Below are 24276 nucleotides of genomic sequence, written 5' to 3'. Positions count from 1 at the left end.
CCATGCGCATCGCCCTTTGGCAAACCACGGGGCGTCTTACGGACAAGGCGGCCAATCTCGCCGCCTTGTCGCGTACGGCCCGCGCCGCCGCCGCCGCCGGGGCGGAGCTTCTGCTCTGTCCAGAATGCTGGCTGGGCGGTTACAACGCAGTCCAGGCCACGCTGGCTGAACCATCAGACGGCCCCGCCGCCACCGCCATCGCCACACTCGCGCGGGAGACCGGCCTCGCCATCGTTTATGGCTTTGCCGAGCAGGATGGCGACGCCATCTATAACAGCGCCATCGCCATCGGGCCGGACGGGGCTCGTCTCGGCCTCTACCGTAAGCTGCATCTCTTCGGTGATTTCGAGCGCGGAGAATATAGCCCCGGCGCCGCCTTCATGTCGCCTTTCACCTATCGCGGCTGGAAAATTGGCCTGCTGATCTGCTACGACGTTGAATTCCCCGAGGCTGTCCGCCACGTTGCCCTCTCTGGCGCAGACCTGCTGCTCATCCCAACCGCTCTCACGCCCGAATATGGCTGTGTGCCTGGCGCGATCGTACCCGCCCGCGCGGTCGAGAACCAGATCTTCGTCGGCTATTGCAACCATGCCGGAGAAGAAGACGGCCTCATTTATCTCGGCGGGTCCTGCATCGCCGGGCCAGACGGCCGCCCACTCGCCGTCGCCGGGGCAGGGGAGGCGCTTTTGCTGGCGGATATTTCCCACGCCACGCTGCAAGCGGCAGCCACGCTCTTCCCCTACCGGCGCGACAGACGGCCGGACCTCTATAACAGCCAAGATTAGGACCCATGTCACGCAAGACTCACCAGGAATGGCAAAGCCTGGCCGCCCAGGCCAAGCTGCCGGTTGACCTGTTCATCAATGGCGCCCCCCGGGCTGCCGCCGCCCGTTTTTCCAAACTCAACCCTGCCACCGGCGCGCTGCTGGGCGAGGTCGCGCAGGGCAGCGCCGCGGATATCGACGCCGCCGTGCAAGCCGCCCGCCTTGCCTTTGAGGACAAACGTTGGCGCGGCAAAGACATGGTCGAACGGCGCGACATCCTGCTCCGCCTGGTCACGCTGATCGAAGCTAATACCGACCGTCTGGCTCTGGCTGAAAGCCTGGACATGGGCAAACCAGTTGAAGAAGCCACCGCCATCGATATTCCTGCCGCGGCCGCCGTCTGGCGTTTCTATGCCGAGGCCATCGACAAGCAATCCGGCGAGGTCGCGTCTACCAATGCGGGAAACCTCGCCTTGGTCACGCGCGAGCCGCTGGGTGTCGTCGGCGCCATCGTGCCCTGGAACTTCCCGTTTGACATGGCGGCATGGAAATGTGCTCCCGCCCTGACGGCGGGCAACAGCGTGGTGCTGAAGCCCTCTGAACGTTCACCCTTCTCGGCCCTCATCCTCGCGGAGCTGGCGCGCGAGGCCGGTCTGCCGGATGGTGTTCTGAATATTGTCACCGGTTTCGGGCACGAGGCCGGCAAAGCCCTGGCCCTGCATAACGATGTGGATTGCCTCGCCTTCACCGGCTCCACCCGCACAGGCCGTACCCTCATGGGCTATTCCGGTGAGAGTAACCTCAAACAGGTTTGGCTCGAACTCGGCGGCAAAAGCCCCAACCTCATCTTTGCGGATTCGGATCTCGACAAAGCTGCGGAAGCGGCGGCCATGGCCATCTTCTTCAATGCTGGTCAGGTCTGCTCCGCCAATTCCCGCCTGCTGGTGGAAAAATCCGTCGCGGAGGAGTTCACCGCCCGTCTGGTGAACCAAGCCGCTGCCTACCAGCCCGGCGACCCGCTGGACCCGCAAACTCGCATGGGCGCGCTGGTGGACGCGGCGCATCTCACCCAGGTGCTGGGCCATGTTGAAAAAGCCAAGGCCAGCGCAACCCTCGCCTGTGGCGGGCAGGCGGCGGCACGGCCGGGGGCGTTCATGCAGCCCACCATCTTCACCGGCCTACCCGCTGATGCCGCCCTGCTGCATGAGGAAGTGTTCGGCCCGGTTCTGGCCGTGGTGCCGTTCGAGACAGAGTTAGAGGCGCTCCACCTCGCCAATGACAGTCTTTACGGCCTTGCCGCCTCGGTCTGGACGCAGGATATCAGCCGCGCTTTGCGTGTTTCATCAGCACTTCGCGTCGGCACGGTCTCAGTCAACACGGTTGATGCGCTCAGCCCGCAAACGCCCTTTGGCGGGGTTCGTCAGTCCGGCTTCGGGCGAGATCTTTCCTTGCACGCGCTGGAGAAATTCTCCGCCCTGAAAACCACCTGGATCAAATATTCCTGATGCTGTCCCGATTGGCGGTTCAGCCGTTCGGCGTCGCTGCCAGCGCCTTGCCTGGATGGTTTGCCGTCAGTGTTCCAAGCTTGCCGCAAGTGGGGCAGGCCGGGCTCCAATCCTCATGCTGTGTCTTGCAAGCGGTGCAGCGCCAAGTGGGAGCCGGAGCCGGAGCAAGGGTATCATCAAGCTTCGCCAAAATCACGGCGGCGCGGCCATCCTCATTTCCCGCCGCCAGCGCGGCGCGGGCGTGGCGCCGCGCCTCACCGGGCAGCTTCGCCGCCAGAGAGGTTTCAGCCAGTAGCAATTCTGATTCCATATGCCCCGGCTGCTGCGCCGCAAGCTGCGCGGCGGCCTGGGCGCGTTCCAGAGCCGTTGCTTCCGGCGACAGCCAAGCCGCCGCCAACAGCTTGTGCGGTGCCACCGCCCAGCCTTTTGACAATATCTTGCGGGCCGCGCGCTCCTTGCCCACGCCGCGCAATGCCTTGGCCAATGCGGCCACCGCCACCGGAGAGGCCGGGTCTGCCTTCACCGCCTGCTTGGCAAATTCCAGCGCCAGCTTGGGTGTTTCCGCTTTTTCCGCCGCCGCCACGGCTAGGGCGGCGCGCTCGCGCGGCTCTTGAGTCAGCCGCAGGGCAGCGGCATAATTCTCTGCCGTCACGGCCAGATGCAGCCTTTGCTGCCGGGCCCACGCCCCTCCGGGATAAGCCTCCTCAGCCGCCGCCACCTGCCGCGCCGCATCATCCATTCGCCCGGCCTTCAGGCTGTCCTGCAACAGCCCTTGATAGCCCAGGAATCGCATCTCCTTGCTTTCGGTCAGCCGTTCAAATGCCTGCCGCGCTTCATCCTGCTGGCCGGAAAGCCGCGCCGCCTCGGCGCTTAGCCATTGCACAAAGGGTGTTTCACCTAGTTTAGCTCGCGCCTTGGCCGCGGCTGTTCTGGCGCCGTTGGCGTCGCCCGCCGCCACGGCCACCAGCCCTCGCTGCAAGGCGACCTCGCCTGCCACCACCCGGCGTTGCCCGCGCCACCCTGCAAATTGTCCCGGCGCGCGCCGCAGCCCGCCCAACACCCGGAAAAATATAATCAACAACCCCACCAGAATCACCAGCAGCAACAGTGCCATCGGCGTGGGGGCGCTTATCTGGTACGCCCCGGCATTGGCCGTCACCTCACCGGGCAGGCTGGCCACCCACCAGGCAACCGCCAGAACAAGGGCGGCGGTGATGCAGAATTTCAGCGCCTTCCACATTCCCTTTATTGCCCTTGCTGCTGGGCCATCTGCACCAGCGCCTTGCGCGCCGCCAGCAATTGCCGCGCGGGGGTCAGCCAGCTTGCCATGGCGGCTTGGGTGGGGGGGGACAACCTGTCCGCCGCTGCCACCGCCGTGGCCAGATCATTATTCGCTAGCGCTGCCTTCATACGCTTCAGTACCGCCGCGGCGGGTGGGCCAAAAATCACATGGTCGCCATCGGCAATGGTGAACAGCCCTTCCAGCCGCAGCTTCACCTTCTGCCAGAACCCGGCTTGCCCGCTATTGGAAAGGCTGGCTGCCTCGGCATTGCGCGCAGCAGAGGGAAAGCTCTCGCGCAGTTGCGCCATGGTGGGCGGCGCGGTATCGGCGAACACCGTCAGAGCGGGCGGCGCGTTTTGAATCACCCCCAGTGGCTGCCCTGCCGCCAGAGCCATGCGTGCCGAGGCTACGGCGTTCAACTGCGCCATTCGCGCGGTCAGCTTGCTGATATCCTGGCTGTTGGTCTGCAAAGCGGCCAGCGCTCCATGGTCAGAGGCCACTTGGCTCTGCATCGCATTCACCTGCGCCGCCAATGCAGCCTGCTTCTGCGCTAGATCCGCCTGGGTGGTGATAAGATTCGCCATCGGCGCGGTCTTTGCGGCTGCTGCGCGCATATCCGCCACCTGGCTTTTTAGTACGGCTAGATCAGCCTTGTCTGCCTGATGCGCCTGCAGTTGCACAAACAAATACCCTTCGCCGCCCGCCAGGACCACAAATCCTAGCCCAAACCAGATTGGCCAACTGCTCCGGCGCGGCTTTTCAGCCTTTGGCGCGGGGGAAGGCAACGGTTCGGCTTTCGGCTCTGGCGTTTCCGGCTTTGTGGCGGGCGCGGGGTCGGGCAAAGGCTGCGGCGCGGTGTCCTGCACCGTTTCGCTCACCGTTTCGTTGGTTTTGCCGTTCGGTTCCGATTCACTCATGCCAGCAATGCCATTAAATCCGCCTCCGTCGGAGCTTGTCCTACATGAATGGCGGCCCAAGGCAGTTCCTGCAACCCCTTAGCGACATTTTGGCTCAGCGCGTAAGCCTGCATCGCTCCGGTTCCGGGCGGGCGTAATTGTGAAAAAGCGCGCGCCGTCTCAGCCGAATAAAACAGCGCGCCGTCAAACTCCCCTGCCGCCAGCGCGGCCCGCACTGCATCAGGCATGTTTTTGAGCTTGGCCACTTTATAAACCCGCCGCCGCAGCACAGAGATCCCGGCCGCGCGCAAATCCGCCGCCAACTTCTGCCCATGCCGCTCCCCCACCGCGAGCACATGCAACCCCGGAACGTTCCTGGCGACAATCAGTTTCGTCAGCGCGACGGCATCGCCATGAGCACTTTCCACACGGGTGAATCCCGCAGCGCGCAGCTTTACCGCCGTTGCATCGCCCACGCAGAACACAGGCACGCCATGTAGCCGCGCCGGCAAGGCAGGCACGGCCTGCCCGCTGGTCACCACCAAGGCGGCTGGGTGTGGCGGAAGGCGCGGTGGCAGAGGGGTTACGGCAAGGCAGGGCAGTAGCACGGGGTCATGCCCCATGGCGGCCAGCCTCGAGGCGGTGGCGCTGGCCCCGGGCTCGGGCCGGGTGACCAGCAGCTTCACGGCTCGAAAATATCGTCGGGTGAATCGGCCTTCAAGGACTCACCCAGCTCGCGTCCCAGCCGCTCAGCATCCGCCACCGCGCCGGTCAGGCTGCGTTTGAGCAAAAAGGTCCCATCCGCCCGCGCCACCAGCCCGGTCAGATGCAGCGCACCATCTTCCAGCAGCCGCGCATAGCCGCCAATTGGCGTCCGACAGGAGCCATCCAGCGCCCCCAATAACGCGCGCTCCGCCCGGCTCACCGCACGGGCCTCCTGGTCCTCAATGCCTGAGAGCAGAGACAGCAGTTCCGTATCCTCAGCGCGCACGGTAATGCCCACAATCCCCTGGCAAGCGGCGGGCACCATCTGTTCCGGGCTCAGCACAAGACTGGCCTTTTCTGCCAGTCCCAGCCGCCGCAGCCCGGCATAGGCCAGCAGCGTCGCATCCAGCGCGCCATTTTCCACCTTGCCCAATCGCGTGCCGACATTGCCGCGTAGCAGCGTGAAGTTCAGGTCTGGCCGGGCATACTTCATTTGCGCCTGCCGCCGCACGCTGGCTGAGCCCACCACGGCCCCCTGCGTCAGCGCGCCGAACGGGTCCGCCGTGTCCACCACGGCGCCGGGGGGCAGAATCAGCGCATCCCGCGCATCCTCGCGTTTGAGCGTGCAGGCCAGGGCAATGCCATCCGGCAGCACGGTCTCTAGATCCTTCAGGCTATGCACCGCGAAATCGATGGTCCCGGCGAGCAATTGCTCGTGGATTTCCTTCGCGAACAGCCCCTTGCCGCCAATCTCGGCCAGAGGCCTGTGCTGCACGGCATCGCCGGTGGTGAGGATAATATGCTCCTCAAACACCTGCATCCCCCGCAGCACGGGGCAGAAGGTGGTGAGCAAATGCAGAAAGGTCTGCGTCTGCTGGCGGGCCAGCGGTGAGCCGCGCGTGCCCACTTGCATCGGCAGGTTGCGCTTATGGGGTTTCACGGATGGGGTGGGGGGCGTTTCGGTTTTCACGCGTGTGGTCTAGAGCGTGAGGCATGGAAAGAAAAGATGCGCCGATTTTGGGCATTGAGAGCTCCTGCGATGAAACAGCTGCCGCGATTCTGGCGCCTGACGGCCAGATTCTAGCGGAACTTGTTCTTAGCCAGATCGCAGACCACGCGGCGTTTGGCGGCGTGGTGCCGGAGATTGCCGCCCGCGCCCATCTCACAGCCCTGGATGCCATGGTCAAAGATGCATTACGCCAGGCGGGGGTAGGGTTCGCGGACTTGGCCGCCATCGCCGCCACGGCGGGGCCGGGGCTTATCGGCGGGCTGCTGGTTGGCACCGGCTATGCCAAGGGCGCGGCCCTGGCAGCTGGTGTGCCCTACCTCGCCATCAATCATCTGGAGGCCCACGCCCTCACCGCGCGCCTGCCCAGCCTTGCCGCGGGGCCGGTTGAATTCCCCTATCTGCTGCTGCTGCTCTCCGGCGGGCACAGCCAGTGCTTGGCGGTGGAAGGGGTGGGAAAATACCGCCTGCTCGGCGCCACGCTGGACGACGCGGTAGGCGAAGCCTTCGATAAAACCGCCAAACTTCTCGGCCTGCCTTATCCCGGAGGCCCGGCGCTGGAGGCCCTGGCCCGCGAGGGCAACGCAAAAGCCTTGCCGCTGCCCCGCCCGCTGCTACACCGGGAGGGGTGTGATTTCTCGTTCTCCGGTCTCAAAACCGCCATCGCCCAGTTGCTCGCGGCGGAGCCCTCCGGCGCGCTGCCCCGCGCCCGCGCGGCGGACATTGCCGCAAGCTTCCAGGCTTCCGTCACGGATATTCTGGGCGACCGACTCAATCATGCCCTGGCCATGCTGCCCGCCGCCAATGCGGTTATTGTCGCGGGCGGTGTGGCGGCCAACCAAGCCATCCGCGCGCGTTTGTCGGAGGTCGCGGGTGAGGCAGGCAAGCTATTGATCGCCCCGCCCTTGCGCCTTTGTACCGATAACGCGGTGATGGTCGCCTGGGCCGCTATCGAGCATCTGCGCCAAGGCGATCTTTCCGCCTTCAACGCCCCCTGTAAACCGCGCTGGCCTTTGGACTCGCTATGAACTACCGCCACATCTACCACGCCGGGAATTTTGCCGACGTGATGAAGCACGCCTTACTGCTGCGCCTGCTGGCCGCCATGCAGCGCAAGCCGAAACCCTTTCTGGTGCTGGACACCCATGCGGGCATCGGCCGTTACGATGTTTCCAGTGAACAGGCCGAGAAAACCGGCGAATGGCGGGAAGGCGTCGGCAAGCTGCTAGAAACTCCGCCCCCGGCTCTGGCTGACTATATAGAGACGGTCAAACGCCTTGGCCTGTATCCCGGCTCTCCGGTTTTTACCGCCGAAGCGCTGCGCCCTACAGACCGTCTGGTCGCCTGCGAACTCCACCCGGAAGACGCTGTCACTCTCCGCCGCACAATGCGCCCTTATGCCAACGCCGCTGTGCATGAGCGTGACGGTTACGGAGCCCTGGGTGCTTTTCTGCCGCCGCTGGAAAAACGCGCCCTTGTTCTCATCGACCCGCCTTTCGAACGCACGGACGAATTCCCAACCCTCGCTAAAAAGCTTGCCACCGCCTCCAAAAAATTCCCTTCGGCGGTGTATGTCATTTGGTATCCCATCAAGCACCGCGCCCCGGTGAGACAATTTTTCGAGGCGTTGAAGCTCGCCGGTCTCAAGGACGTCATCGCCGCCGAGTTGTTGCGCCGGCCGGATACGGACCCCACCAAACTCAACGGCACCGGGCTCGCCATCATCAACCCGCCTTACGGGTTTGAAGACGAGGCCGCCCCCATTCTGCAAGCCTGCTTGGACGCATTCGGTGAAGCCGGGGCCAGCGCCAGCGTAGAGCGGATCATCCATGAATAAATCCATCGCCGTTATCGGCGCCGGAGCCTGGGGCACGGCGCTAGCCATTCTGCTCACCAAAGCCGGGCGGCCTGTCACGCTGTGGGCGCGGGATGCGCAAAAAACCGCCGCCATGCGGCAATCGCGGGAAAATCCACGTCTCCCCGGCGTGGCCCTGCCGCCCGGCCTGCGCGTCACCGCCGAGATGCCGGTCGCGGATATCTTCCTCCTCGCGGTGCCGATGCAGAGCTTGCGCGCCATTTTACTCGCTCTGCCGCCGCAGGCGCCCCTGGTGCTTTGCTGCAAGGGGTTGGAAACCGGCACCAACCTCCTGCCGCCCGAGATCGTTACCACCCGTTCCTGCGCTATTCTTACCGGCCCCAATTTCGCGCATGAGATCGCCGTGGGCCTGCCCGCCGCCGCCGTGCTCGCCACGCCGGACGCCGCCTTGCGGACAAAACTCATCAAGGCCCTGCACACCCCCACCTTCCGCCTCTACGGCTCGCCGGACCATATTGGCGCGGCGCTGGGCGGAGCGGCCAAAAACGTCATTGCCATCGCCGCTGGGGTGGTGATGGGGGCTGGGCTGGGAGAAAATGCCCGCGCCGCGCTTATCACCCGTGGCCTCGCGGAAATCGCCCGTCTCGCCGCAGCGTTGGGCGGCAAGGCGGAAACCATGTCCGGCCTATCCGGCCTGGGGGATCTGCTGCTCACCTGCACTGGCACCAGCAGCCGCAATTATTCGCTGGGATTCGGGCTGGGGCAGGGCCAAGGTCTGCAGGAGATTCTGGGCAGCCGTTCCGCCGTGACCGAAGGGGTCATGACCGCGCCTGCCCTGCTTGCCCGCGCTGCCACGCTGAAAGTGGACATGCCCATTACCCAGGCCGTGACAAAGCTGCTGTCCGGTGAAATGAATGTACGGGAAACCATGGCGGCGCTGATGAGCCGCGCTTTAAAGGATGAATAATGCGGCGTCGTGCCCTCGGCTTTTCCTGCGTCCCCTGGCTTGCGGTCTTCATGGCCGCACCGGCTCTGGCGGAAACGCCGCCCCCCGCCATCGCGGCGTGTGAAAGCCACATCCCCGATATGGCGGTGAAAGGCTGCGACCAGATTCTCGCCGCCGGGCAGGAGATGGAGGCGCTGGATTTTGAAGCCTACAACAACCGCGCTTTGGCCGAGCTGCAACTGCACAAACCCGAAGCCGCGCTGATAGACGCTCAGGAGGGCATTGCCCTCAACCCCGAGAATGGCGGTATCCACGTCACCCTGGCCCGTGCTTACCTCGCTCTGCACCAGGCCCAACCGGCGCTGGAGGCAGTGAATCAGGCCATTGCCCTCATCCCCAACGACCCGCGCCCACTGGTTTTGAGGGGTGAGATCGCGCTTTCCCTTGGCAACTGGCAGGCGGACCTGGCCGACCAGAACGCTGCTTTAACCCATGACCCCAACAGCGCCCCGGCATATCTGGCCCGCGCGTTGGCCGAAATGGTGGGCAGCCAAGGCGCCGCAGCGTTGCAGGATGCCAACAAGGCCGCCAGTTTGGGCAGCCATGACCCGCGTTTGCATCTGGTGCGCGGCCTTGCCGCCGCCGCCGCGTGGGACTGGCAAAAAGCGCTGGCGGAGGAAACACTGCTGCTCAAGGCCGAACCCGACAACCCGCTGGGCCTGGCCGCCCGTGCCGAGGCTGAGGCACGGTTAGGCCATTATAAAGCTGCCATCGCGGACGCGAGCCAAGCTATCACCATCTCCCCGGACGCGCCGGGCGCTTATGTGGACCGGGCTTTCGCGGAAATGCAACTGGGCGAGTTCCCCGCCGCGCTAGCGGACGCCACCGCCGCTCTCAAACGCAACCCGCACGATGCCTCGGCCTATATCAACCGCTCCTTGGCCGAGCTGGCGCTGGAGCGCCCCAAGGCGGCCCTAGCGGATGCCAACCAGGCGATCGCCCTGGCGCCCAACAACCCATCCGGCTATGACGCGCGCGCCTCTGTCGAGGTTTTGCAGCACAACCTCGTCGCCGCACAGGCAGATGAAAGCCAGGCCATCAAACTGGCCCCCGGCAACCCGGCTTTTTACCAGAAACGCGCCCTGATCGAGCTGCGGCAGAACCAGCTTAAACCCGCTTTGGAAGATTTAAGCAGTGCCATCGCCATCGCGCCGGATGAGCCGCGCCTGCGGCTACAGCGCGCGGGGGTTGAGGATGCGCTTCACCAATACCCGGCCGAAATCGCGGACCTCACGGTGGCGATCGATCATGCGGACGATAACCACGAGATGGTTTATCAAGCTTTGCTGCTGCGCGCCGGGACTTATAAACTCAACAACCAGCCCAAGCAGGCTCTAGCGGATGTTAACAGCGCCATCGTCCTGAACCCGAAGGCCCCGCAAGGCTATTCCGCCAGGGCGGAGCTGGCGGAGGAGGATGGGCACATCCAGGAGGCCATCACGGAATCCAGCAAGGCGATCGCGCTCGACCCCAAATATGTTCCTGCTTATCAGGACCGCGCGGTGGCGTACGGCACGTTGCACCAGTATAGCAAAGCCTCGGCGGATGAGGCCAAGATTTTGCGGCTGCAGCCCAACTCCCCGCAGGATTTGAATAATCGCTGCTGGTTTCTGGCGCTGGATGGCAAGCTGAACCAGGCGCTGGGCTATTGCCAGCGGGCGCTTAAGCTCAACCCCGGCGATGCGGCGACGCTGGATTCCACCGGCTATGTTTATCTTATGATGAAAGATAATAAGCAGGCCATTAGTTATTACGATCAGGCGTTGAAGGCCGATCCCAAACTCGCCTCATCGCTTTATGGCCGCGCCTTGGCGGAACAGGCTACCGGCGATCGTAAGGCGGCTGATTCGGACTTTGCCCTGGCCCGGAAATATGATCCGCATATCAAGCAGGAGTTCGGGAGCTGAGATGAGTGGTTTGACCGGAGGCTGCCTGTGTGGCGCCGTGCGTTATGAGGTGAGCGGCGCGCCCGTGGCCGCGCGGCTTTGCTACTGCCGGGTTTGCCAATATCTGGCGTGCGGCGGCCCGGCGGCGAATATCCAGGTCCGCGCGGCGGATGTATCGCTGACCGGGGCGTTGAAGGATTATTGCTCCGTGGCCGATAGCGGCAATGCGATGCGCCGCCGGTTTTGCCCTGAATGTGGAACGCATGTAACCAGCGCGTCCTCCGCGCGGCCAGATTTTCTGGTGCTGCGGGTGGGTACACTGGATGACCCAGAGCAAGGCCGTCCGCAAATGGCCATCTGGACTTCACGCGCGCCACAATGGATGTGCATGGCCCCTGGATTACCGAAATTTGCCGAACAGCCGCCCACCCGCTGAGTTTTTCTTTTCGCCGCTGGCGGCGGCGCTGCTAGTGGTGGCGACCGCTTGGCTGCGCGGCCTGGAATATGAGGAGGGTATTCAATTTTTCTAACGGCGGTTCACACCCGGCCCGCCGGGCCGCAGGGCGTGTTCACCGCAGGGTCTGTCCGTTGGCTTTATGATGGCCATGCCCGGCTGTGGCGGATTGCACTGGTTTTGCGCCGGGGGATGTTTATCCACGGCTTTATTTCTGGATTTCTGGGCGCTGGACGCATGTCGTGTTGTGGCAAGATCGGACTGGTTCACGGCGCGGTTGCTCTCCGTGATGTTCACGCTGGCGGGGCTGTTCGGGCTGTCGCGCATTGCCCGTAGCTCCCGCCTGAAAGTCTGGCCGGTTCTGGTTTTTGCGCTGCTTTCTTACGGGTTTTGCTATACTGGCATTGTGGCGCGGCTATATGCGCTGGTGTAGGGGTAGAATATCGCGGGTGTGGGATCGGCCTTGGTGGCGCTGACGCGTAATGGCGGGGCGGCGTTATTTGGCGGATTATCGGCTTATGCAGGCCGGGCAGCTGGCGTGGTGGCGGAAATCATGAACTGCCTGGTCTGATTTGCGGACCTTAAAAAGCTGCTGCTTTATTCGGGGTTATATTCCGACAAATATAGGTCCCGACCCTCAAACGCGTCGCGGACGCGCAGCAGATCCGCCTCCTGAGACAAGGCGGCCTCGGCGTGGCTTAGGCAGAGCCGGGCATAGCGGCGCACCGCCGGGCGGAATTCAGCGTCGCCAAGTTGGCTGAGGGCGTAAAGACCTTTTTGCAATTTTACCTGCACCTCCACCATTGAGGCGCCATACCGGGCGATGGGCATGAAACCGTCTTCCAGCATGTCCAGGCTTTTTAGCGCGGGCACATGGAGGCGGGGGTGTTTGATGTCCTCTTCTTTGCGGGTCTCGCTGCCTTGGGCCCAGAGTGCCATGAGCCGCGTGATCCGACTGACAACGTCGATGGCGGTGCCGGGGTCGTTCACCGCCGGGGAGAGAGCGCGCGAGGCGATTTCACTCAGCACCACCACGCCAAAGCGCGGGTCTTGGTCGAAGGTGCGGACGCTGTCCAGAGAAAACGCCTTGCGCAGTGCTTCCGTGGGAATGTCCGTGCCTGGTGTTTCAGGTTTGATCCAGGCCAGAACGGTGTAAGGGTAGGCAAAGGCACCGGGATTCACGGTGAGGTAGATTTCCGCCTTGATCTCTTCCGCCAGGGCGGAGAGCGCGCCCATATCGATGTGCTGCACATAGCCGATAATGTCTGAACTCAGCTTGACCGCGCCCGCAGGGATGTCCGCCTCCGGGTCGTGCAGCTTGCGCCCACCCAGATAAGGGTCTTTCAGCCGGGCCGTCAGGGCTTGGCGAGCAGCGTCTTCCACAGCCATCGTGGTTTCCCCCACGCGGCCGAGGCGGGTGAGATGGTCGATCCAGTGCAGGAGGGAGACCACGATCAGCCCGATCACCCCGATGGTGACGATAAACAGCACCACTCTGCCTTGCTCGCCATAAGCCCCGGTTTGCAGCATCACCAGCCCGACAATGCTGAACAGGAATGAGCCGATGAAGGTGGACAGCACGTTTTGCGTGGTGCTGTCTTCCATCAGTAATTTGGTGGCGCGCGGGGTGACCCCGCTGCTGGCCGCGCCATAGGCGGAGGTCATGACGTTGAGTGAGAAAGTGGTCACCGCCAGCATTGAGGAGGCGATGATGTCCAGAATATTCCCAACGGAATTTGCCCCGATCCGCGATGGAAGATAGGCCGGAATGATCGGCCTGATGACCGCCGCCAGCAAGGCGGCAACCACGCTTAGAATCGCGATGAGTGTGGCCCGCACCCAGAGCTTGCGTGAGAGCTGCCGTAAGACCCAAAGCCAGCGCGCCACGGCTTAGCACGCTTCCGCCTGGGGGCGCCTCAGTTAGCCGCTCCGGTCAGACTTTGTAGGGAGAGGCCCGCTTTTTTGAAATTGCTGGCCACGCTGTCTGTCTCGGCGCGGACGCTGGCGTTATATTCATCAGCCGGGGCGTTGGCGGGGAGGTGCTTGCTCAGCACGAAATCCGGGCGGGGGTGGGTGTCGATATACATGGCGACCTGGAAAGCCTCCTGCTCCGTGAGGTGCGGGTTGCCGAGCGGCATGTTGCCCTTCACCCAGGTTGCGAGCTTGACCGGGTTGGCCAGACCAGCCCCGGCATTATAGCTCTTATCGCCCCAGACGGGCGGAAACGTGCCGGGTGTGCCGGCACCCGTGGCGCCATGGCAGGCAGCGCAATTGGTTTTGTAAACCGCCGCACCGGCCACGACATCAGCATGCGTGGCGGTTCTGAGCATGGCGGGGTAGGGGCTGGGTTTGCTGGGCGGCGCGGGCGGGGTTTCAATCGGTTTGCCGCGGTCCAGCCAGTCGATATAGGCGGTCATGTCTACGATCACCTTGCTGTCCGTGCTGGGGCGGATGCCATTCATGCTGCGCATGAAACAGTTTGCGATCCGGTCTTCCAACGTGATCACAGTGTTTTCGCGCTTGGAATAATTCGGAAGTTCTGTGGCAGTTTCGCGGAAATTTCCAGGCGCGGCGGTGTTGCCGCCATTGATGTGGCAGTTGCTGCAGGTGAGGTCGTTGCCGACATAGCGCTTCACCTCCGGGTTGGTGGTGGTGTGCATCATCATGTCATAACCGCTTTGGATGGATTGCCCTAGCGGCCCGGCGGGTAGGCCTTGTAGGCTTTGCGCATGGGCCATGCCTGCCCCGACCAACCCGATAAGCACCGCCGCCGCGAGGTTTCGTTTCATGTGAGTGCTCCTGTCGTTGTTGGCAGTTTTCTATCACGGCGGCGGAAGAAAATGAACGGTTTTCCTGTCGCGGTTGTGTTTGTTAGAAGATTTTTGTCTGGATTAGCCGCGCTCTAGGGTTTCGGCGGTGATTTGGGAGATTTTCGTGACCCCGGTCAGCGCCATGGCGACGCGCATCTCCTTGGCGATGAGGTCCAGCAGCTTAGTGACCCCGGCTTCGCCCGCCGTGGCCAGGGCATACACATAAGCGCGGCCGAGCAGCACTGAATCCGCCCCCAAAGCGAGCATCCGCACCACGTCCAGCCCGGAGCGCACGCCGCCATCGGCAAAGATGGTTAATTCGTCCTTCACGGCGTCCACAATGCGGGGCAGGGCGTGGGCGGAGGAGAGTACGCCGTCCAACTGCCGCCCACCATGGTTGGAGACGATGAGCCCGTCGGCGCCGAATTTCACGGCTTCGCGTGCGTCCTCCGGGTCCAGAATGCCTTTGATGACGATTTTGCCTTTCCAGAATTCGCGCAGCCATTGCAGGTCGTTCCAGGCGATGGCGGGATCGAAATTCGCTCCCAGCCAGGCGATGTAATCCTCCAGCTTGGTGGGCTTGCCGCGATAGGCGGAGATGTTGCCAAGGTCGTGCGGTTTGCCGAACAGCCCGACATCGAAGGCCCAGCCTGGATGCGTCATGGCTTGCAGCACCCGCCGCATGGGGCCGGTGGGGCCGGACATGCCAGAATGAAGGTCACGGTAGCGCGCGCCGGGCACGGGCATATCCACCGTGAAGATGAGCGTGGTGATGCCCGCCGCCCAGGCGCGCTCCAGCGCGTTTTTCATGAAGCCGCGATCTTTCAGTACATAAAGCTGGAACCAGATGGGCTTGCTCACCGCGTTCTGCACTTCCTCGATCGGGCAGACGGAGACGGTGGAGAGCGTGAAGGGAATCCCGGCTTTTTCAGCGGCGCGGGCGGCCTGCACCTCGCCGCGCCGCGCATACATGCCCGCCAAACCCACCGGCGCGATGGCTAACGGCATCGCCATCTCCTGCCCCAGCACGTTTGTGGAGAGAGAAATATCCGCAACGTTTTTCAGAACACGCTGGCGCAACGCGAGATCCGCGAGGTCTGAGACGTTCCGCCGCAGCGTTTGCTCTGCATAGGCGCCGCCATCGGCGTAGTGAAACAGGAATGGCGGCAGGCGGCGGCGGGCGCCTTCGCGGAAATCCGTGGTGGAGGAAATAATCATGGCGTGTCGCCCTCTGTTTGAAATTGCGGGGAGGAAATGCGCAGCAGCCTAGCCTCGTCATCCTCGACGCGTCGCAAGGTGGCGGCGACAAAGTCCAGATGCAGCAGGGCCGCCCTGCGCGCCTGATCCGGCTGGCCGGTGAGAATGGCCTCGATCAGCGCCTTGTGCTGGCGTGCCAGGGTGCGGAATGTTGGAGGGCGGGTGTAGAGTTTTTCAAGACTGTGGGAGATGCTGGCGGCCAGCAGGTCGAACAGGCCCCGCATCATGTGCAACAGCACGAGATTATGGGAGGCTTCCGCGATCAGCAGGTGCAGCGTTGCGTCTGCCCGTGCATCGGCCTGCGGGTCGCCCGCCTCATGTGCGCGGGTGATGGCCTCGCTCTGGGCCGCAAGCTTGGCTTTGTCTGCCTCTGTGGCGCGCATGGCTGCGTAGTAGGCGGCCTCGGCCTCCAGAACGCGGCGGATTTCCATGACATCCTGCCAGTATGACGGGTTCTGGCGCATCAGCCCGGCCAGGGGCGCGGGGGCAGTGTCCAACGTGGTGGCTTGCAGGAAATGTCCGCTGCCCCGTTTGCTGGCGATGCGTCCGGTCTGGGCTAGGCCGTGCAGCGCCTCACGCAGGCTGGCGCGGGAGACGCCGAGCCTCGCCGCCAGCACCCGTTCTGCGGGCAGGCGCTCGCCAGGGCGCAGACCTGTTTCGCGGATCAGCGCCTCCAGCCGTGCCGGAAGTTGTGCCTGTACCATTGGCCGGACCAGTTCCTGTTTTTGGTTCGTACTGCGGAGAATGGCCTGTCCGCTGAAGGGGACGCAAGCGAGATTGGCTGGACCAATTTAAAGAAACAGGAGTCCCGCCAGCGCCCCCGCGCCCAACAGCCAGAGCGGATGCAGCTTGGTCCGCCAAGTGAGCAGGGCGGCCGCCGCGGTGAGCCCCGCGGTGAGCCAGCCAGTGTCTGACTGGCGGGCGAGCAGGCTGGCGGCGGCCAGAACCAGCCCGGCGGTGACCGGCAGCAGCGCCGCTTGGGCCAGGCGCTTCCAGCGCGCATTTTGATGCTTGCTAAACAGCACCGCGACCAGCGCCGCCGTTACGCCCGCGGGCAGCACCATGGCGGCGCTGGCCACCAGCCCGCCTGCCACACCGGCCTGATGCGAGCCGATGAGCGTGACGATTAGCATATTTGGCCCGGGTGCGGTGTTGGCGATGGCGTAGAGCTGCGAAAATTGCGTGGCGCTGAGCCAGTGTTTCTCGGTCACGACAATGCGCGCGAGTTCCGGTAGGGTGCTGTTTACCCCGCCCACCGCCAGCAGGGAGAGTTTGCTGAAAAGCAGTGCAAGATCGGTCAGCATGGTTACGGCACCAGCCGCCAGGAGAGGGCAAGCGAGAGCGGCAACATACCCAGTACGATCAACGGCAGCGAGATATGCAGCCCGAAGGCCAGCCCATAAACTGCAGCAGCCAGCAGCATGTTGCGCGGGACGGTGAGAATGGGCGAGGCGATGCGCAGGGCTGAGCCCAAGGCCAGCCCCGCCGCTGTAGCCGCGAGCCCCAGCAGCGCGTGACGCACCGGCGCCAGCCCGCCAAAGCGCGCATAAAGCCCGGCCAGCACCAGAACGATACTCACCGGCGCGCTCAACAGCCCGGTGACCGCCGCCACGGCGCCGCTGGCCCCACCCTCCCGCGCACCGAAGGCAAAGCTGAGATTCACCACATTCGCGCCGGGCAGGGATTGGCAAAGAGAGAACAACTCGTTGAATTCCGTTTGGGTGAGCCAGCGCCTGTCATCTACCATGACCCGGCGGATGATGGGCAGCACGCCACCGAACCCCATGATTCCGGCCCTGAAAAATCCGCTGAAAAGCTGCTGGCGGGTGAGGTGCGGACGGGCAGGGGGTAGTGGCGCTGTCATGACGTTAGTTAGGCGCGGGGGAGGGGGCTGGCAACGTGCGGCGGCGCGCGCTAGGCAGGGTACATGAGCCTTGATCTGCGAGCCCCGAACTTGACCGCTGCGCAAGTACGCGCCGCCCTCAACCTCGCCCCGCATCCCGAAGGCGGGCATTACCGCGAACTTTGGCGTGATCTGCCGGAGACGGACGGAGCGCGTGGTGCCGCCACCAGTATTTTGTTTCTGCTGGCAGCGGGGGAGCGCTCGCACTGGCACCGTGTGGATGCGGCGGAACTGTGGCTTTGGCAGGGCGGCGCGGCGCTGGAGCTGGGGATCGGCACGCGGACAGTGCGGCTGGGGCCGGATCTGACTGCCGGGGATAGCTTGCAGGCCGTGGTGCCGGCAGGCATTTGGCAGGCCGCACGGCCCTTGGGCGGCTGGGTTTTGGTGGGCTGTGTGGTGGCCCCGGCCTTCCGGTTTGAGGGCTTTGAACTCGCCCCGCCCGGCTGGTCGCCGCATGGCGGTTAAGTCATTGTAATTAGTCTATGCTTGCCCATGGTGCGGGCTGGGCCTAAATGCGGCGTTATATCTGACGGATTACAGGAAACGCACCCATGAGCTACGCCGATCTTCAGGCCAAGCCTTTCACCTTGTTCCAGCCGGACGCGTTGAAGGATGCGCTCGCGGCCAACAGCGTGATTTTGGTGGATGTGCGAGAGCCGGGCGAGTTTGAAGCCGCGCGGATTGAAGGGGCGGTGAATTTGCCGCTTTCTTGCTTTGACGCGTCGGCCCTGCCCGCCGGGGAGGTGGTGCTGCTGTGCGGCGTTGGCAAACGCTCAATGATGGCGGCGAATTTGTGCGCCCAGGCGGGGCTGCCGGTTCTGGGCCATCTAGAGGGCGGGTTGAGCGCCTGGGTGCAGGCCGGACTGCCCGTTCTCAGGGGATAAAAGGCGGCATGGTGCGCGCCAGCTCCAGCAAGGAGGTCGCGGCCTTTGGTTCGTAACGCTCTTTATGCCGCACTGCCTGAAACGGGCGCGGCGAAAGCGAGATGTTGGCGCGCTTTAAAGCCCCAGCCTTAAGGGCGCGGGCGCAGACCAGCGTTGAGAGGCAGGCCGCCCCGGCGCCTTCAGTCACTGCTTCACGCACGGCCTCGTTAGAGGGGAGGGTAAGGGTGATGTTTAAATCTTCCGCCTCCATGCCGCGCGCCGCCAAGGCACCTAGAAATGCTTCGCGTGTGCCGGAGCCTTCTTCCCGGAATACCCACTCCGCTTGACGCAGATGCGTGTTGGTGAGCGCCCGGCCTTTGGCCCAGCCATGGCCAGGGGCGACCACCACCGCCATGCGCTCCTCCGCCACCGGCTCCACCAGCAGGTCCGGCGCGGTGAGGGGGCCTTCAACAAAGCCCAGCTCTGCCGTGCCCGCCATAACCGCCTGGGCCACCTGGGCGGTGTTGCCGATGGCAAGCTCAATGATAAAGCCGGGATGACGCCGCCGGAATTCCACCACAAGCCGGGGCAGGTAATAGCTAGCGATGGTTTGGCTGGCATGAACACGCAGCCGCCCGCGTTTCAGTCCGGCATAGTCGCGTAACGCCGTTTCCGCCGCCACGGCGCGGGCCAGCACGGCGCGTGCTTCCTCCAGAAACAGCCGCCCGGTTTCGGTGAGGGCGATATTCCGTCCCACACGATCAAACAGCTTGATGCCGTGCTGTGATTCCAGGGCGGCGATGGAGGCCGAGACTGCAGCCTGGGTGAGATTGAGCGCGGCGGCGGCGCGGGTCACGTGCTGGCGTTCTGCCACGGCGGCGAAAATGCGTAACTGTTCCAGTGTCATGGGATAATGATAATTCATTTTTGTTAATTTAAAAAGAATAATCAGTTTTTAAAATCAATAAAGACAGCCTAATTCAGGGTTGTCGAAAGGAAGCCCTGACATGTTGTCCAAACCATTTTCTCATCATGAGCATCCGGCCGAAATTGTACGGCAATTCACCCCCAACTGGTTCACCGTGACCATGGGTACAGGTGTGCTGGCGCTTTTGTTGAACCAGATGCCCGGCCCGGCCTGGCTGCCGGAGGTAGCGGCGTTTGTGTGGCGGCTGAATATTGTGCTGTTTTCGCTGTTCACGCTGCTTTATGTCGCACGTTGGCTGTTCTACCCGCGTCAGGCGATGAATATTTTCCGCCACCCGGTCGCACCGATGTTTCTGGGGGCGATTCCGATGGGGTTGGCCACCATTACCAATGGCACCATGCTGTTTGGCCATGATCCGCAACTGGCCTTGCGCTTGTGGGAGGTGGATGCGGTGCTGTCTGTTCTGACCGGGCTGGGCGTGCCCTTTGCCATGGTGGTCAGCCAGAAGCATGTGCTGGAATCCATGACCGGCGTTTGGCTGCTGCCGATTGTGGCCTGCGAGGTGGCGGCGGCCAGCGGAGCGCTGCTGGCGCCGCACATGGTGCCAGCAGTGGCGGCAAATCTGGTGCTGGCGGGGTACGGGCTGTGGGCGCTTTCTGTGCCGTTGGCGATGGGGGTTTTGACTATTCTGTTCCTGCGTCTGGTGCTACATTCCCTGCCGCCGGCGGAGATGGCGGTTTCGTCCTGGCTGGCGCTGGGGCCGCTTGGAACCGGCGCGCTGGGGCTGCTGCTGCTGGGCCATGTGGCGCCTTACGCCTTTACCGGGACAGAGTTGGCGTTTCTGGGGCCAGTGGCGCATGGCATTGGGGTGATTGGTGGTGTGGTGATCTGGGCCTATGGCGCTTGGTGGCTGACCCTGGCCGTGGCGATGACTCTGGCCCAACGCCCGCATAGGTTGCCCTTTAACATGGGTTGGTGGGGCTTCACCTTCCCTCTGGGGGTTTTCATCCTGGCGACCAACGCGCTGGGTGGGCAGACGAAGCTGCTGGCCTTTATCATCGCGGGGTATGTGTTGACGGGGATTTTTGTGGTGTTGTGGAGCATTGTCGCGGTGCGGACGGTTCGTGGGGCTTATCATGGTTCGCTATTTGCCGCGCCTTGCGCGCCCCCCCGGATACGCGCCACGCCGCAGAAAGTTTAAAGACGGCTCTGACGCCGGGCGCCTTGCCGGGGATGCCCCCTGGCAAGGCGCTTTGTTTGGGCAGTTGGGCGGCGCGGCAGGAAACAGAGAAAGCCCTGTTGCTCCGCCAGGCCGATGCGGCTAGAAGGGCCAGACACGGACCCGTAGCTCAGCTGGATAGAGCGTTGCCCTCCGAAGGCAAAGGTCGCGCGTTCGAATCGCGCCGGGTCCGCCAATTTTTTCATGCGGTGTATAAGACGCTGATAGCGAGGCTTCTGTCCGCGCTTGTTTATGAGGCGCTCCCCTTTAGCTGAAACACCAAAACCAAGATGATCCTCCGGGACGCACTTTACACGTTATTTATAGCTGTGAAGGCTCGGTGGAAGTGTGGGGCTGCTTGTTCGCAAACAGTACTCAGTCTTTCGGAGCGGTGTGTGGCATGACGCTAGTTTGTGCTGCAAAAAGCGCGCTGTTGATATGTGAAAATAGTATGCATTTGCAGTCGATCCAGAATTTTTTGGTACTCTTTAAAAGAAGCTATAGGAACAAGCTGTACCAGGATGAGTGACGCGGCCGAATTTCCTTGCCAACACTTATGCATAAGAATATTGTAATGATATAAAAAGTAATCTGCTTTTGCCTTAAAGTAGATTTGGTTTCACGCTTGTCGTGTAACGCAGGCCATAATTAGCCATAATGAATAACAGGTCTCCGCAGAGGGAGTGAATCATGAAATCAAGCGGTTGGTTTGATTTTTTTATGTATTTTGTTGTTGCGTTTTTAACTTTTCCTGTTGCCGCGCAAGCGGCGTCCTGCCCTTCCGGGAATGCCATTTATACAAGCGCTGATGCCACGCAGGGTAGAACAGATTACAATAATGAATGTGCTGCCTGCCATAATGGCGATTTGTCAGGAAATTCAGGGCCTGCTTTGGCTGGCTCAAAATTCGAGTCTTATCTGGAATTTACAAAAATCAGCGCACAGCAACTTTATGGTTTTATCGCCGAGCAGATGCCGGCCAATAATCCAGGCGGCCTGAGTAAGACGCAATATGATGATATTTTCGCTTATATCCTCTCATATAATCACTATCCTTCCGGAGATGTGGGAATCAAGTCACAGGATCTCTCTTGCCTGAGCATGCTTCCCTACCCAAAGGCACAAAACTAAAAACACCAAGAAAAATCGGAGCGAAACATGAAAGCTGTGTATAGATACGGCTGCAAATCAGTCAAAAAGTCATTGCTTGTTAGTTGTTTTTTTTGCTTGAGCATGGGCGTGGCGTATGCAGCCCAGCCTCCTGAGAATCCAGGTGCTGAAACGGGCGGCGGGCAGGGCGCCATGCAAGCGTCAGTGGTTACCGCGGACATGAATGTCACGGATAAAATGGTTGAAGCATCACCAGCCTCTGGCAAGAATTGGTTGGCCAGCGGGCAAGGTTACTCAAACCAGCGTTTTTCCGTGCTGAAGCAAATCAATACGAAGTCAATCAGCCAGCTGACACCCGTAGCCATTGCGCAAACAGGCTATACGGCGAGCTTTGAAACAACGCCGATTGTTGTGAACGGGGTGATGTTTATCACAACCCCGATGGTCAACAGCAAGCAGGCGCTTATTGCCATGAATGCAGTTACCGGGCAGACTTTATGGAAATATGTCTATACGGACGGTCTCACGCAAATCTGCTGCGGACCGGTAAACCGGGGAGCGACCGTTTCAAACGGCAATGTGTATTTCCTGACCGTTGATAACCATCTGGTCGATGTTGACGCCAAAAATGGTAAGGAAGTTTGGATCACCAAAGTTGCGGATGCGCAGGCGGGCTATTCTGAGACAATGGCGCCGCAGGTCTATGATAACCAGGTCATCATTGGCAGTGCGGGTGGGGAATGGCCCATTCGCGGCTTTATTGCAGCCTATGATGCAAATACTGGTAAGCAGAACTGGCGGTTTAACACCACCGACAGTAAAAAATCCTGGGAAGGTGATTCCTGGAAGACCGGCGGTGGCACTGTTTGGACAACGCCAAGCATAGACCCCAAGCTGGGGCTGGTGATTTTTTCAACAGGCAATCCTAATCCGGACCTTGATGGCTCCAAGCGGCTTGGCGACAATCTATATACAGACTCGATTGTTGCCCTGCATCTGAAAGATGGGTCGCTGGCCTGGTATTACCAGGAGGTCAAACATGATGTGTGGGACTATGATGCGGTCAGCAATGTTGTGCTATTCAACACTATGGATCATGGCAAGGTGGTTCCTGCGGCTGGTGAAGCAGGAAAGACGGCGTTTTTCTATATCGTGAATCGCGAAACTGGAAAGTTAATTCGCCGTTCAGAGCCATTTGATATGCAAAAAAACATGTTTACGCCGCCTAGTAAGGAAGGGGTACAAGTTCTTCCTGGGGCCAATGGTGGAACGGACTGGGCACCTCCAGCATACTCGCCGCTGACGCATTATATTTATATCATGGGTATGAACCAACTCATGACATTCAAGACTGACAATAATGCGGGTGACATTCCTGGCCAGATTAGGCTTGGCAGCACCTTCAAGAATGTCGATCATGGGATTCAGAATGGTACCTTCACGGCGATAGATGTAAATACGGGTAAGATTGCCTGGAACGATACGGTTCCACAGCCGACAATGGGCGGCGCCTTGGTGACCGCTGGTAATGTTGCCTTCATGGGGGAGGGGAATGGTTGGTTTGATGCCTTCAATGCCACGACGGGTAAAAAAATCTGGCACTTTTATCTTGGCGCGGGCGTCAATGCGCCGCCTGTTGCTTATGAGGTGGACGGACGCGAATATATTGCCGTTGCCTCGGGGGGTAATTTCCAGATGACATATCCGCTTGGCGATGTGGTCGCAATTTTCGCCTTACCGAAAAGCTCCACATAAAGCGTGGCAAGACGACATGATTTAACCTGAGCTAAACCCTGGCCATGGCGCCGGGGTTTTTCAGTTGCGGGCGTGTTTCAATAGATGTCTCGCAAATAGCGTTTTCGTGCGGTCATTTCATCCAAGAAGGCGGGCTTCGTCCCGCGTCATACCGCCGTGTTGGCTGATAATATTCGGCAATGTGTTATGTACATCTTTTGCAATGCGCGAGGCGTCACCGTAGATGTAAATATAAGCGCCGTCACACAGCCATGCCCATAGCCGCGCACCGTTCTCACGCAGCTTGTCCTGCACATAAATTTTCTGGGCCTGGTCGTGGAAAAAAGCAGTGGAGAGGTTGTAGAGATAGTTGTTGTCTAAAAAAGTCTTGATTTCGCCACGGTAATAGAAATCGCTTGCTTCCCGTTGCTCCCCGAAAATTAACCAGTTTTGGCCTTTGGCGCTGCGCGCTTGGCGTTCCTGCAAAAAGCCGCGGAAGGGTGCGATACCGGTGCCGGCACCTATCATGATGATAGGGACGTCATCTTCCGGCAGATGAAAATCTGCGGAAGGTTGAATGAAAAGTCCGGCTTCTGTTGCCCTGTCAGCCAGGAAGCGGGAACACAGGCCGCCGCTGGCTCGCCCGGCGAAGGGATAGCGCACGATACTCACCGTGAGATGCACATCCCCTGGATGCACGGCTAGGCTGGAGGAAATGGAATATAAGCGTGGCGTGAGCGGCTTTAGAACTTCCAGCCATTCTTCCTGCGTAGCGTTAATATAGTGATTCCCATTAACAACGTTACGCGCTAAACTCTGTCATCTTTAATGGGTTTCGGCGGATGAGCTACAGCGTTGATTTGCGTAAGCGTGTTGTTGATTACGTGCGCCAGGGTGGAGGGTGCACCGAGGCTGCGCGGATTTTTGACGTCAGCCGCATGACCATCCACCGCTGGCTTTGCAGAGAAGATTTGACGCCGAGACCTGCCAAGGAGCGCCGGCGTAAGCTCGATAAAGCGGCTCTGGCGGCGCATGTTCTCGAACATCCCGAGGCCCTTCTGAGGGAGCGGGCCGAGGCGTTTGGGGTGAGCATCAACGCGATCTGGGTGGCCCTGAAGAAATTGAAGATCAT

At 61.6% G+C, this 24276-nt stretch carries 26 protein-coding genes, 1 tRNA gene and 1 pseudogene; 15 read left to right on the top strand and 13 right to left on the bottom strand.

The features are described from left to right. Nucleotides 1-2: 2 nt before the first annotated feature. Together BUB54_RS14245 and BUB54_RS14240 are read left to right on the top strand one after the other, a co-directional pair. On the top strand, nt 3-785 hold the full coding sequence (locus BUB54_RS14245) for a carbon-nitrogen hydrolase family protein (protein WP_048879792.1): 783 nt from the start codon (nt 3-5) through the stop codon (nt 783-785). Between the two features lie 5 nt (nt 786-790). Further along, a complete protein-coding gene (locus tag BUB54_RS14240) occupies nt 791-2269 on the top strand; it encodes an aldehyde dehydrogenase (protein WP_048879791.1) in 1479 nt (492 codons plus the stop codon). Between the two features lie 19 nt (nt 2270-2288). On the opposite strand, the gene BUB54_RS14235 is transcribed toward BUB54_RS14240, so the two are convergent. The 4 genes from BUB54_RS14235 to hemC are packed head-to-tail and all read right to left on the bottom strand — an operon-like array spanning nt 2289 to nt 6065. After that, complete coding sequence (locus tag BUB54_RS14235; protein WP_048879790.1) at nt 2289-3509, bottom strand: heme biosynthesis HemY N-terminal domain-containing protein; 1221 nt, start codon at nt 3507-3509, stop codon at nt 2289-2291. Nucleotides 3510-3514: 5 nt separating this feature from the next. Then, nucleotides 3515-4468 (bottom strand): hypothetical protein, encoded by a 954-nt coding sequence (locus BUB54_RS14230; protein ID WP_048879789.1) that lies wholly within the window; start codon nt 4466-4468, stop codon nt 3515-3517. After that, on the bottom strand, nt 4465-5133 hold the full coding sequence (locus BUB54_RS14225) for a uroporphyrinogen-III synthase (protein ID WP_048879788.1): 669 nt from the start codon (nt 5131-5133) through the stop codon (nt 4465-4467). The genes BUB54_RS14230 and BUB54_RS14225 overlap by 4 nt, the downstream gene beginning before the upstream one ends. Then, on the bottom strand, nt 5130-6065 hold the full coding sequence (hemC, locus tag BUB54_RS14220; RefSeq protein ID WP_082075737.1) for a hydroxymethylbilane synthase: 936 nt from the start codon (nt 6063-6065) through the stop codon (nt 5130-5132). The genes BUB54_RS14225 and hemC overlap by 4 nt, the downstream gene beginning before the upstream one ends. A gap of 80 nt (nt 6066-6145) precedes the next feature. On the opposite strand from hemC, the gene tsaD reads away from it, so the two are divergent. The 6 genes from tsaD (at nt 6146) to BUB54_RS20355 (ending at nt 11753) form a co-directional block, all read left to right on the top strand. Beyond that, entirely contained in the window at nt 6146-7186 is a 1041-nt protein-coding gene (gene tsaD, locus BUB54_RS14215; RefSeq protein WP_048879786.1) for a tRNA (adenosine(37)-N6)-threonylcarbamoyltransferase complex transferase subunit TsaD, read from the top strand. Further along, nucleotides 7183-7995, top strand: a complete 813-nt coding sequence (locus BUB54_RS14210; RefSeq protein WP_048879785.1) for a 23S rRNA (adenine(2030)-N(6))-methyltransferase RlmJ — start codon at nt 7183-7185, stop codon at nt 7993-7995. The genes tsaD and BUB54_RS14210 overlap by 4 nt, the downstream gene beginning before the upstream one ends. Beyond that, nucleotides 7988-8941: an NAD(P)H-dependent glycerol-3-phosphate dehydrogenase gene (locus BUB54_RS14205; protein WP_048879784.1), complete on the top strand. Its 954-nt coding sequence runs from the start codon at nt 7988-7990 to the stop codon at nt 8939-8941. The genes BUB54_RS14210 and BUB54_RS14205 overlap by 8 nt, the downstream gene beginning before the upstream one ends. Further along, nucleotides 8941-10887: a tetratricopeptide repeat protein gene (locus BUB54_RS14200; RefSeq protein WP_048879783.1), complete on the top strand. Its 1947-nt coding sequence runs from the start codon at nt 8941-8943 to the stop codon at nt 10885-10887. Before BUB54_RS14205 ends, BUB54_RS14200 begins: the two co-directional genes overlap by 1 nt. Nucleotide 10888: 1 nt before the next feature. Then, entirely contained in the window at nt 10889-11302 is a 414-nt protein-coding gene (locus tag BUB54_RS14195; RefSeq protein WP_048879782.1) for a GFA family protein, read from the top strand. Nucleotides 11303-11567: 265 nt separating this feature from the next. Next, nucleotides 11568-11753, top strand: coding sequence for a hypothetical protein (locus tag BUB54_RS20355; protein WP_139284923.1), 186 nt, complete (start codon nt 11568-11570; stop codon nt 11751-11753). 164 nt (nt 11754-11917) lie between these two features. On the opposite strand, the gene BUB54_RS14185 is transcribed toward BUB54_RS20355, so the two are convergent. From BUB54_RS14185 to BUB54_RS14160, 6 genes are all read right to left on the bottom strand, one after another. Then, complete coding sequence (locus BUB54_RS14185; RefSeq protein WP_048879780.1) at nt 11918-13207, bottom strand: DUF2254 domain-containing protein; 1290 nt, start codon at nt 13205-13207, stop codon at nt 11918-11920. A 29-nt stretch (nt 13208-13236) separates the two neighbouring features. After that, nucleotides 13237-14109, bottom strand: a complete 873-nt coding sequence (locus BUB54_RS14180; RefSeq protein ID WP_048879779.1) for a c-type cytochrome — start codon at nt 14107-14109, stop codon at nt 13237-13239. Nucleotides 14110-14211: 102 nt separating this feature from the next. After that, nucleotides 14212-15348 carry an FMN-dependent L-lactate dehydrogenase LldD gene (lldD, locus tag BUB54_RS14175; RefSeq protein WP_048879778.1) on the bottom strand — a complete coding sequence of 379 codons (1137 nt, stop codon included), beginning with the start codon at nt 15346-15348 and terminating at the stop codon, nt 14212-14214. After that, nucleotides 15345-16091 (bottom strand): FCD domain-containing protein, encoded by a 747-nt coding sequence (locus tag BUB54_RS14170; protein WP_048879777.1) that lies wholly within the window; start codon nt 16089-16091, stop codon nt 15345-15347. Before BUB54_RS14170 ends, lldD begins: the two co-directional genes overlap by 4 nt. 87 nt (nt 16092-16178) lie before the next feature. Then, nucleotides 16179-16691, bottom strand: coding sequence for a chromate transporter (locus BUB54_RS14165; RefSeq protein WP_048879776.1), 513 nt, complete (start codon nt 16689-16691; stop codon nt 16179-16181). A gap of 2 nt (nt 16692-16693) precedes the next feature. Further along, entirely contained in the window at nt 16694-17251 is a 558-nt protein-coding gene (locus BUB54_RS14160) for a chromate transporter (RefSeq protein ID WP_048879775.1), read from the bottom strand. A 63-nt stretch (nt 17252-17314) separates the two neighbouring features. Here BUB54_RS14160 and BUB54_RS14155 point away from each other — a divergent pair, with 63 nt between their 5' ends. Then, on the top strand, nt 17315-17755 hold the full coding sequence (locus BUB54_RS14155) for a cupin domain-containing protein (RefSeq protein WP_048879774.1): 441 nt from the start codon (nt 17315-17317) through the stop codon (nt 17753-17755). A gap of 86 nt (nt 17756-17841) precedes the next feature. Further along, nucleotides 17842-18174, top strand: a complete 333-nt coding sequence (locus BUB54_RS14150; protein ID WP_048879773.1) for a rhodanese-like domain-containing protein — start codon at nt 17842-17844, stop codon at nt 18172-18174. Here the strand turns inward: BUB54_RS14150 and BUB54_RS14145 are convergent. Further along, nucleotides 18164-19060: a LysR substrate-binding domain-containing protein gene (locus BUB54_RS14145; RefSeq protein ID WP_048879815.1), complete on the bottom strand. Its 897-nt coding sequence runs from the start codon at nt 19058-19060 to the stop codon at nt 18164-18166. The two genes, BUB54_RS14150 and BUB54_RS14145, sit on opposite strands and share 11 nt — an antisense overlap. A 100-nt stretch (nt 19061-19160) precedes the next feature. Here BUB54_RS14145 and BUB54_RS14140 point away from each other — a divergent pair, with 100 nt between their 5' ends. The 4 genes from BUB54_RS14140 (at nt 19161) to BUB54_RS14125 (ending at nt 23165) form a co-directional block, all read left to right on the top strand. Continuing rightward, a complete protein-coding gene (locus tag BUB54_RS14140) occupies nt 19161-20282 on the top strand; it encodes a TDT family transporter (RefSeq protein WP_048879772.1) in 1122 nt (373 codons plus the stop codon). A 137-nt stretch (nt 20283-20419) separates the two neighbouring features. Further along, nucleotides 20420-20496: transfer RNA gene (locus tag BUB54_RS14135), tRNA-Arg, on the top strand. Between the two features lie 494 nt (nt 20497-20990). Beyond that, nucleotides 20991-21431 carry a c-type cytochrome gene (locus BUB54_RS14130; protein WP_241869431.1) on the top strand — a complete coding sequence of 147 codons (441 nt, stop codon included), beginning with the start codon at nt 20991-20993 and terminating at the stop codon, nt 21429-21431. A 27-nt stretch (nt 21432-21458) separates the two neighbouring features. Next, nucleotides 21459-23165, top strand: a complete 1707-nt coding sequence (locus tag BUB54_RS14125; RefSeq protein ID WP_139284922.1) for a pyrroloquinoline quinone-dependent dehydrogenase — start codon at nt 21459-21461, stop codon at nt 23163-23165. A 117-nt stretch (nt 23166-23282) separates the two neighbouring features. Here the strand turns inward: BUB54_RS14125 and BUB54_RS21190 are convergent, their stop codons facing one another. Both BUB54_RS21190 and BUB54_RS21840 read right to left on the bottom strand, forming a co-directional pair. Further along, complete coding sequence (locus tag BUB54_RS21190) at nt 23283-23756, bottom strand: flavodoxin domain-containing protein (protein WP_373318319.1); 474 nt, start codon at nt 23754-23756, stop codon at nt 23283-23285. A gap of 12 nt (nt 23757-23768) precedes the next feature. Continuing rightward, a pseudogene (locus BUB54_RS21840) lies at nt 23769-23936 on the bottom strand (hypothetical protein); the annotation flags it as partial. A 50-nt stretch (nt 23937-23986) separates the two neighbouring features. On the opposite strand from BUB54_RS21840, the gene BUB54_RS14115 reads away from it, so the two are divergent. Then, the coding region (locus tag BUB54_RS14115) for an IS630 transposase-related protein (protein ID WP_073211841.1) at nt 23987-24276 on the top strand (290 nt) is incomplete at its 3' end.

This window comes from Acidocella aminolytica 101 = DSM 11237 (assembly GCF_900129125.1).
In the GTDB taxonomy this organism is placed as follows: domain Bacteria; phylum Pseudomonadota; class Alphaproteobacteria; order Acetobacterales; family Acetobacteraceae; genus Acidocella; species Acidocella aminolytica.
Note: the sequence above shows the minus strand (reverse complement) of the source record. Positions and strands in the feature narration are given on the sequence as shown.

Bases quoted from the DNA above. Each gene is read 5' to 3' on its own strand.
- BUB54_RS14150 (WP_048879773.1), top strand. From the start codon at position 17,842: ATGAGCTACGCCGATCTTCAGGCCAAGCCTTTCACCTTGTTCCAGCCG.
- tsaD (WP_048879786.1), top strand. From the start codon at position 6,146: ATGGAAAGAAAAGATGCGCCGATTTTGGGCATTGAGAGCTCCTGCGAT.
- BUB54_RS14235 (WP_048879790.1), bottom strand. From the start codon at position 3,509: ATGTGGAAGGCGCTGAAATTCTGCATCACCGCCGCCCTTGTTCTGGCG.
- BUB54_RS14155 (WP_048879774.1), top strand. From the start codon at position 17,315: ATGAGCCTTGATCTGCGAGCCCCGAACTTGACCGCTGCGCAAGTACGC.
- BUB54_RS14210 (WP_048879785.1), top strand. From the start codon at position 7,183: ATGAACTACCGCCACATCTACCACGCCGGGAATTTTGCCGACGTGATG.
- lldD (WP_048879778.1), bottom strand. From the start codon at position 15,348: ATGATTATTTCCTCCACCACGGATTTCCGCGAAGGCGCCCGCCGCCGC.
- BUB54_RS14160 (WP_048879775.1), bottom strand. From the start codon at position 17,251: ATGACAGCGCCACTACCCCCTGCCCGTCCGCACCTCACCCGCCAGCAG.
- BUB54_RS14130 (WP_241869431.1), top strand. From the start codon at position 20,991: ATGAAATCAAGCGGTTGGTTTGATTTTTTTATGTATTTTGTTGTTGCG.
- BUB54_RS14125 (WP_139284922.1), top strand. From the start codon at position 21,459: ATGAAAGCTGTGTATAGATACGGCTGCAAATCAGTCAAAAAGTCATTG.
- BUB54_RS14145 (WP_048879815.1), bottom strand. From the start codon at position 19,060: ATGACACTGGAACAGTTACGCATTTTCGCCGCCGTGGCAGAACGCCAG.
- BUB54_RS14240 (WP_048879791.1), top strand. From the start codon at position 791: ATGTCACGCAAGACTCACCAGGAATGGCAAAGCCTGGCCGCCCAGGCC.
- hemC (WP_082075737.1), bottom strand. From the start codon at position 6,065: ATGCAAGTGGGCACGCGCGGCTCACCGCTGGCCCGCCAGCAGACGCAG.
- BUB54_RS14170 (WP_048879777.1), bottom strand. From the start codon at position 16,091: ATGGTACAGGCACAACTTCCGGCACGGCTGGAGGCGCTGATCCGCGAA.
- BUB54_RS14200 (WP_048879783.1), top strand. From the start codon at position 8,941: ATGCGGCGTCGTGCCCTCGGCTTTTCCTGCGTCCCCTGGCTTGCGGTC.
- BUB54_RS14180 (WP_048879779.1), bottom strand. From the start codon at position 14,109: ATGAAACGAAACCTCGCGGCGGCGGTGCTTATCGGGTTGGTCGGGGCA.
- BUB54_RS14205 (WP_048879784.1), top strand. From the start codon at position 7,988: ATGAATAAATCCATCGCCGTTATCGGCGCCGGAGCCTGGGGCACGGCG.
- BUB54_RS14165 (WP_048879776.1), bottom strand. From the start codon at position 16,691: ATGCTGACCGATCTTGCACTGCTTTTCAGCAAACTCTCCCTGCTGGCG.
- BUB54_RS14195 (WP_048879782.1), top strand. From the start codon at position 10,889: ATGAGTGGTTTGACCGGAGGCTGCCTGTGTGGCGCCGTGCGTTATGAG.
- BUB54_RS14245 (WP_048879792.1), top strand. From the start codon at position 3: ATGCGCATCGCCCTTTGGCAAACCACGGGGCGTCTTACGGACAAGGCG.
- BUB54_RS14140 (WP_048879772.1), top strand. From the start codon at position 19,161: ATGTTGTCCAAACCATTTTCTCATCATGAGCATCCGGCCGAAATTGTA.
- BUB54_RS14230 (WP_048879789.1), bottom strand. From the start codon at position 4,468: ATGAGTGAATCGGAACCGAACGGCAAAACCAACGAAACGGTGAGCGAA.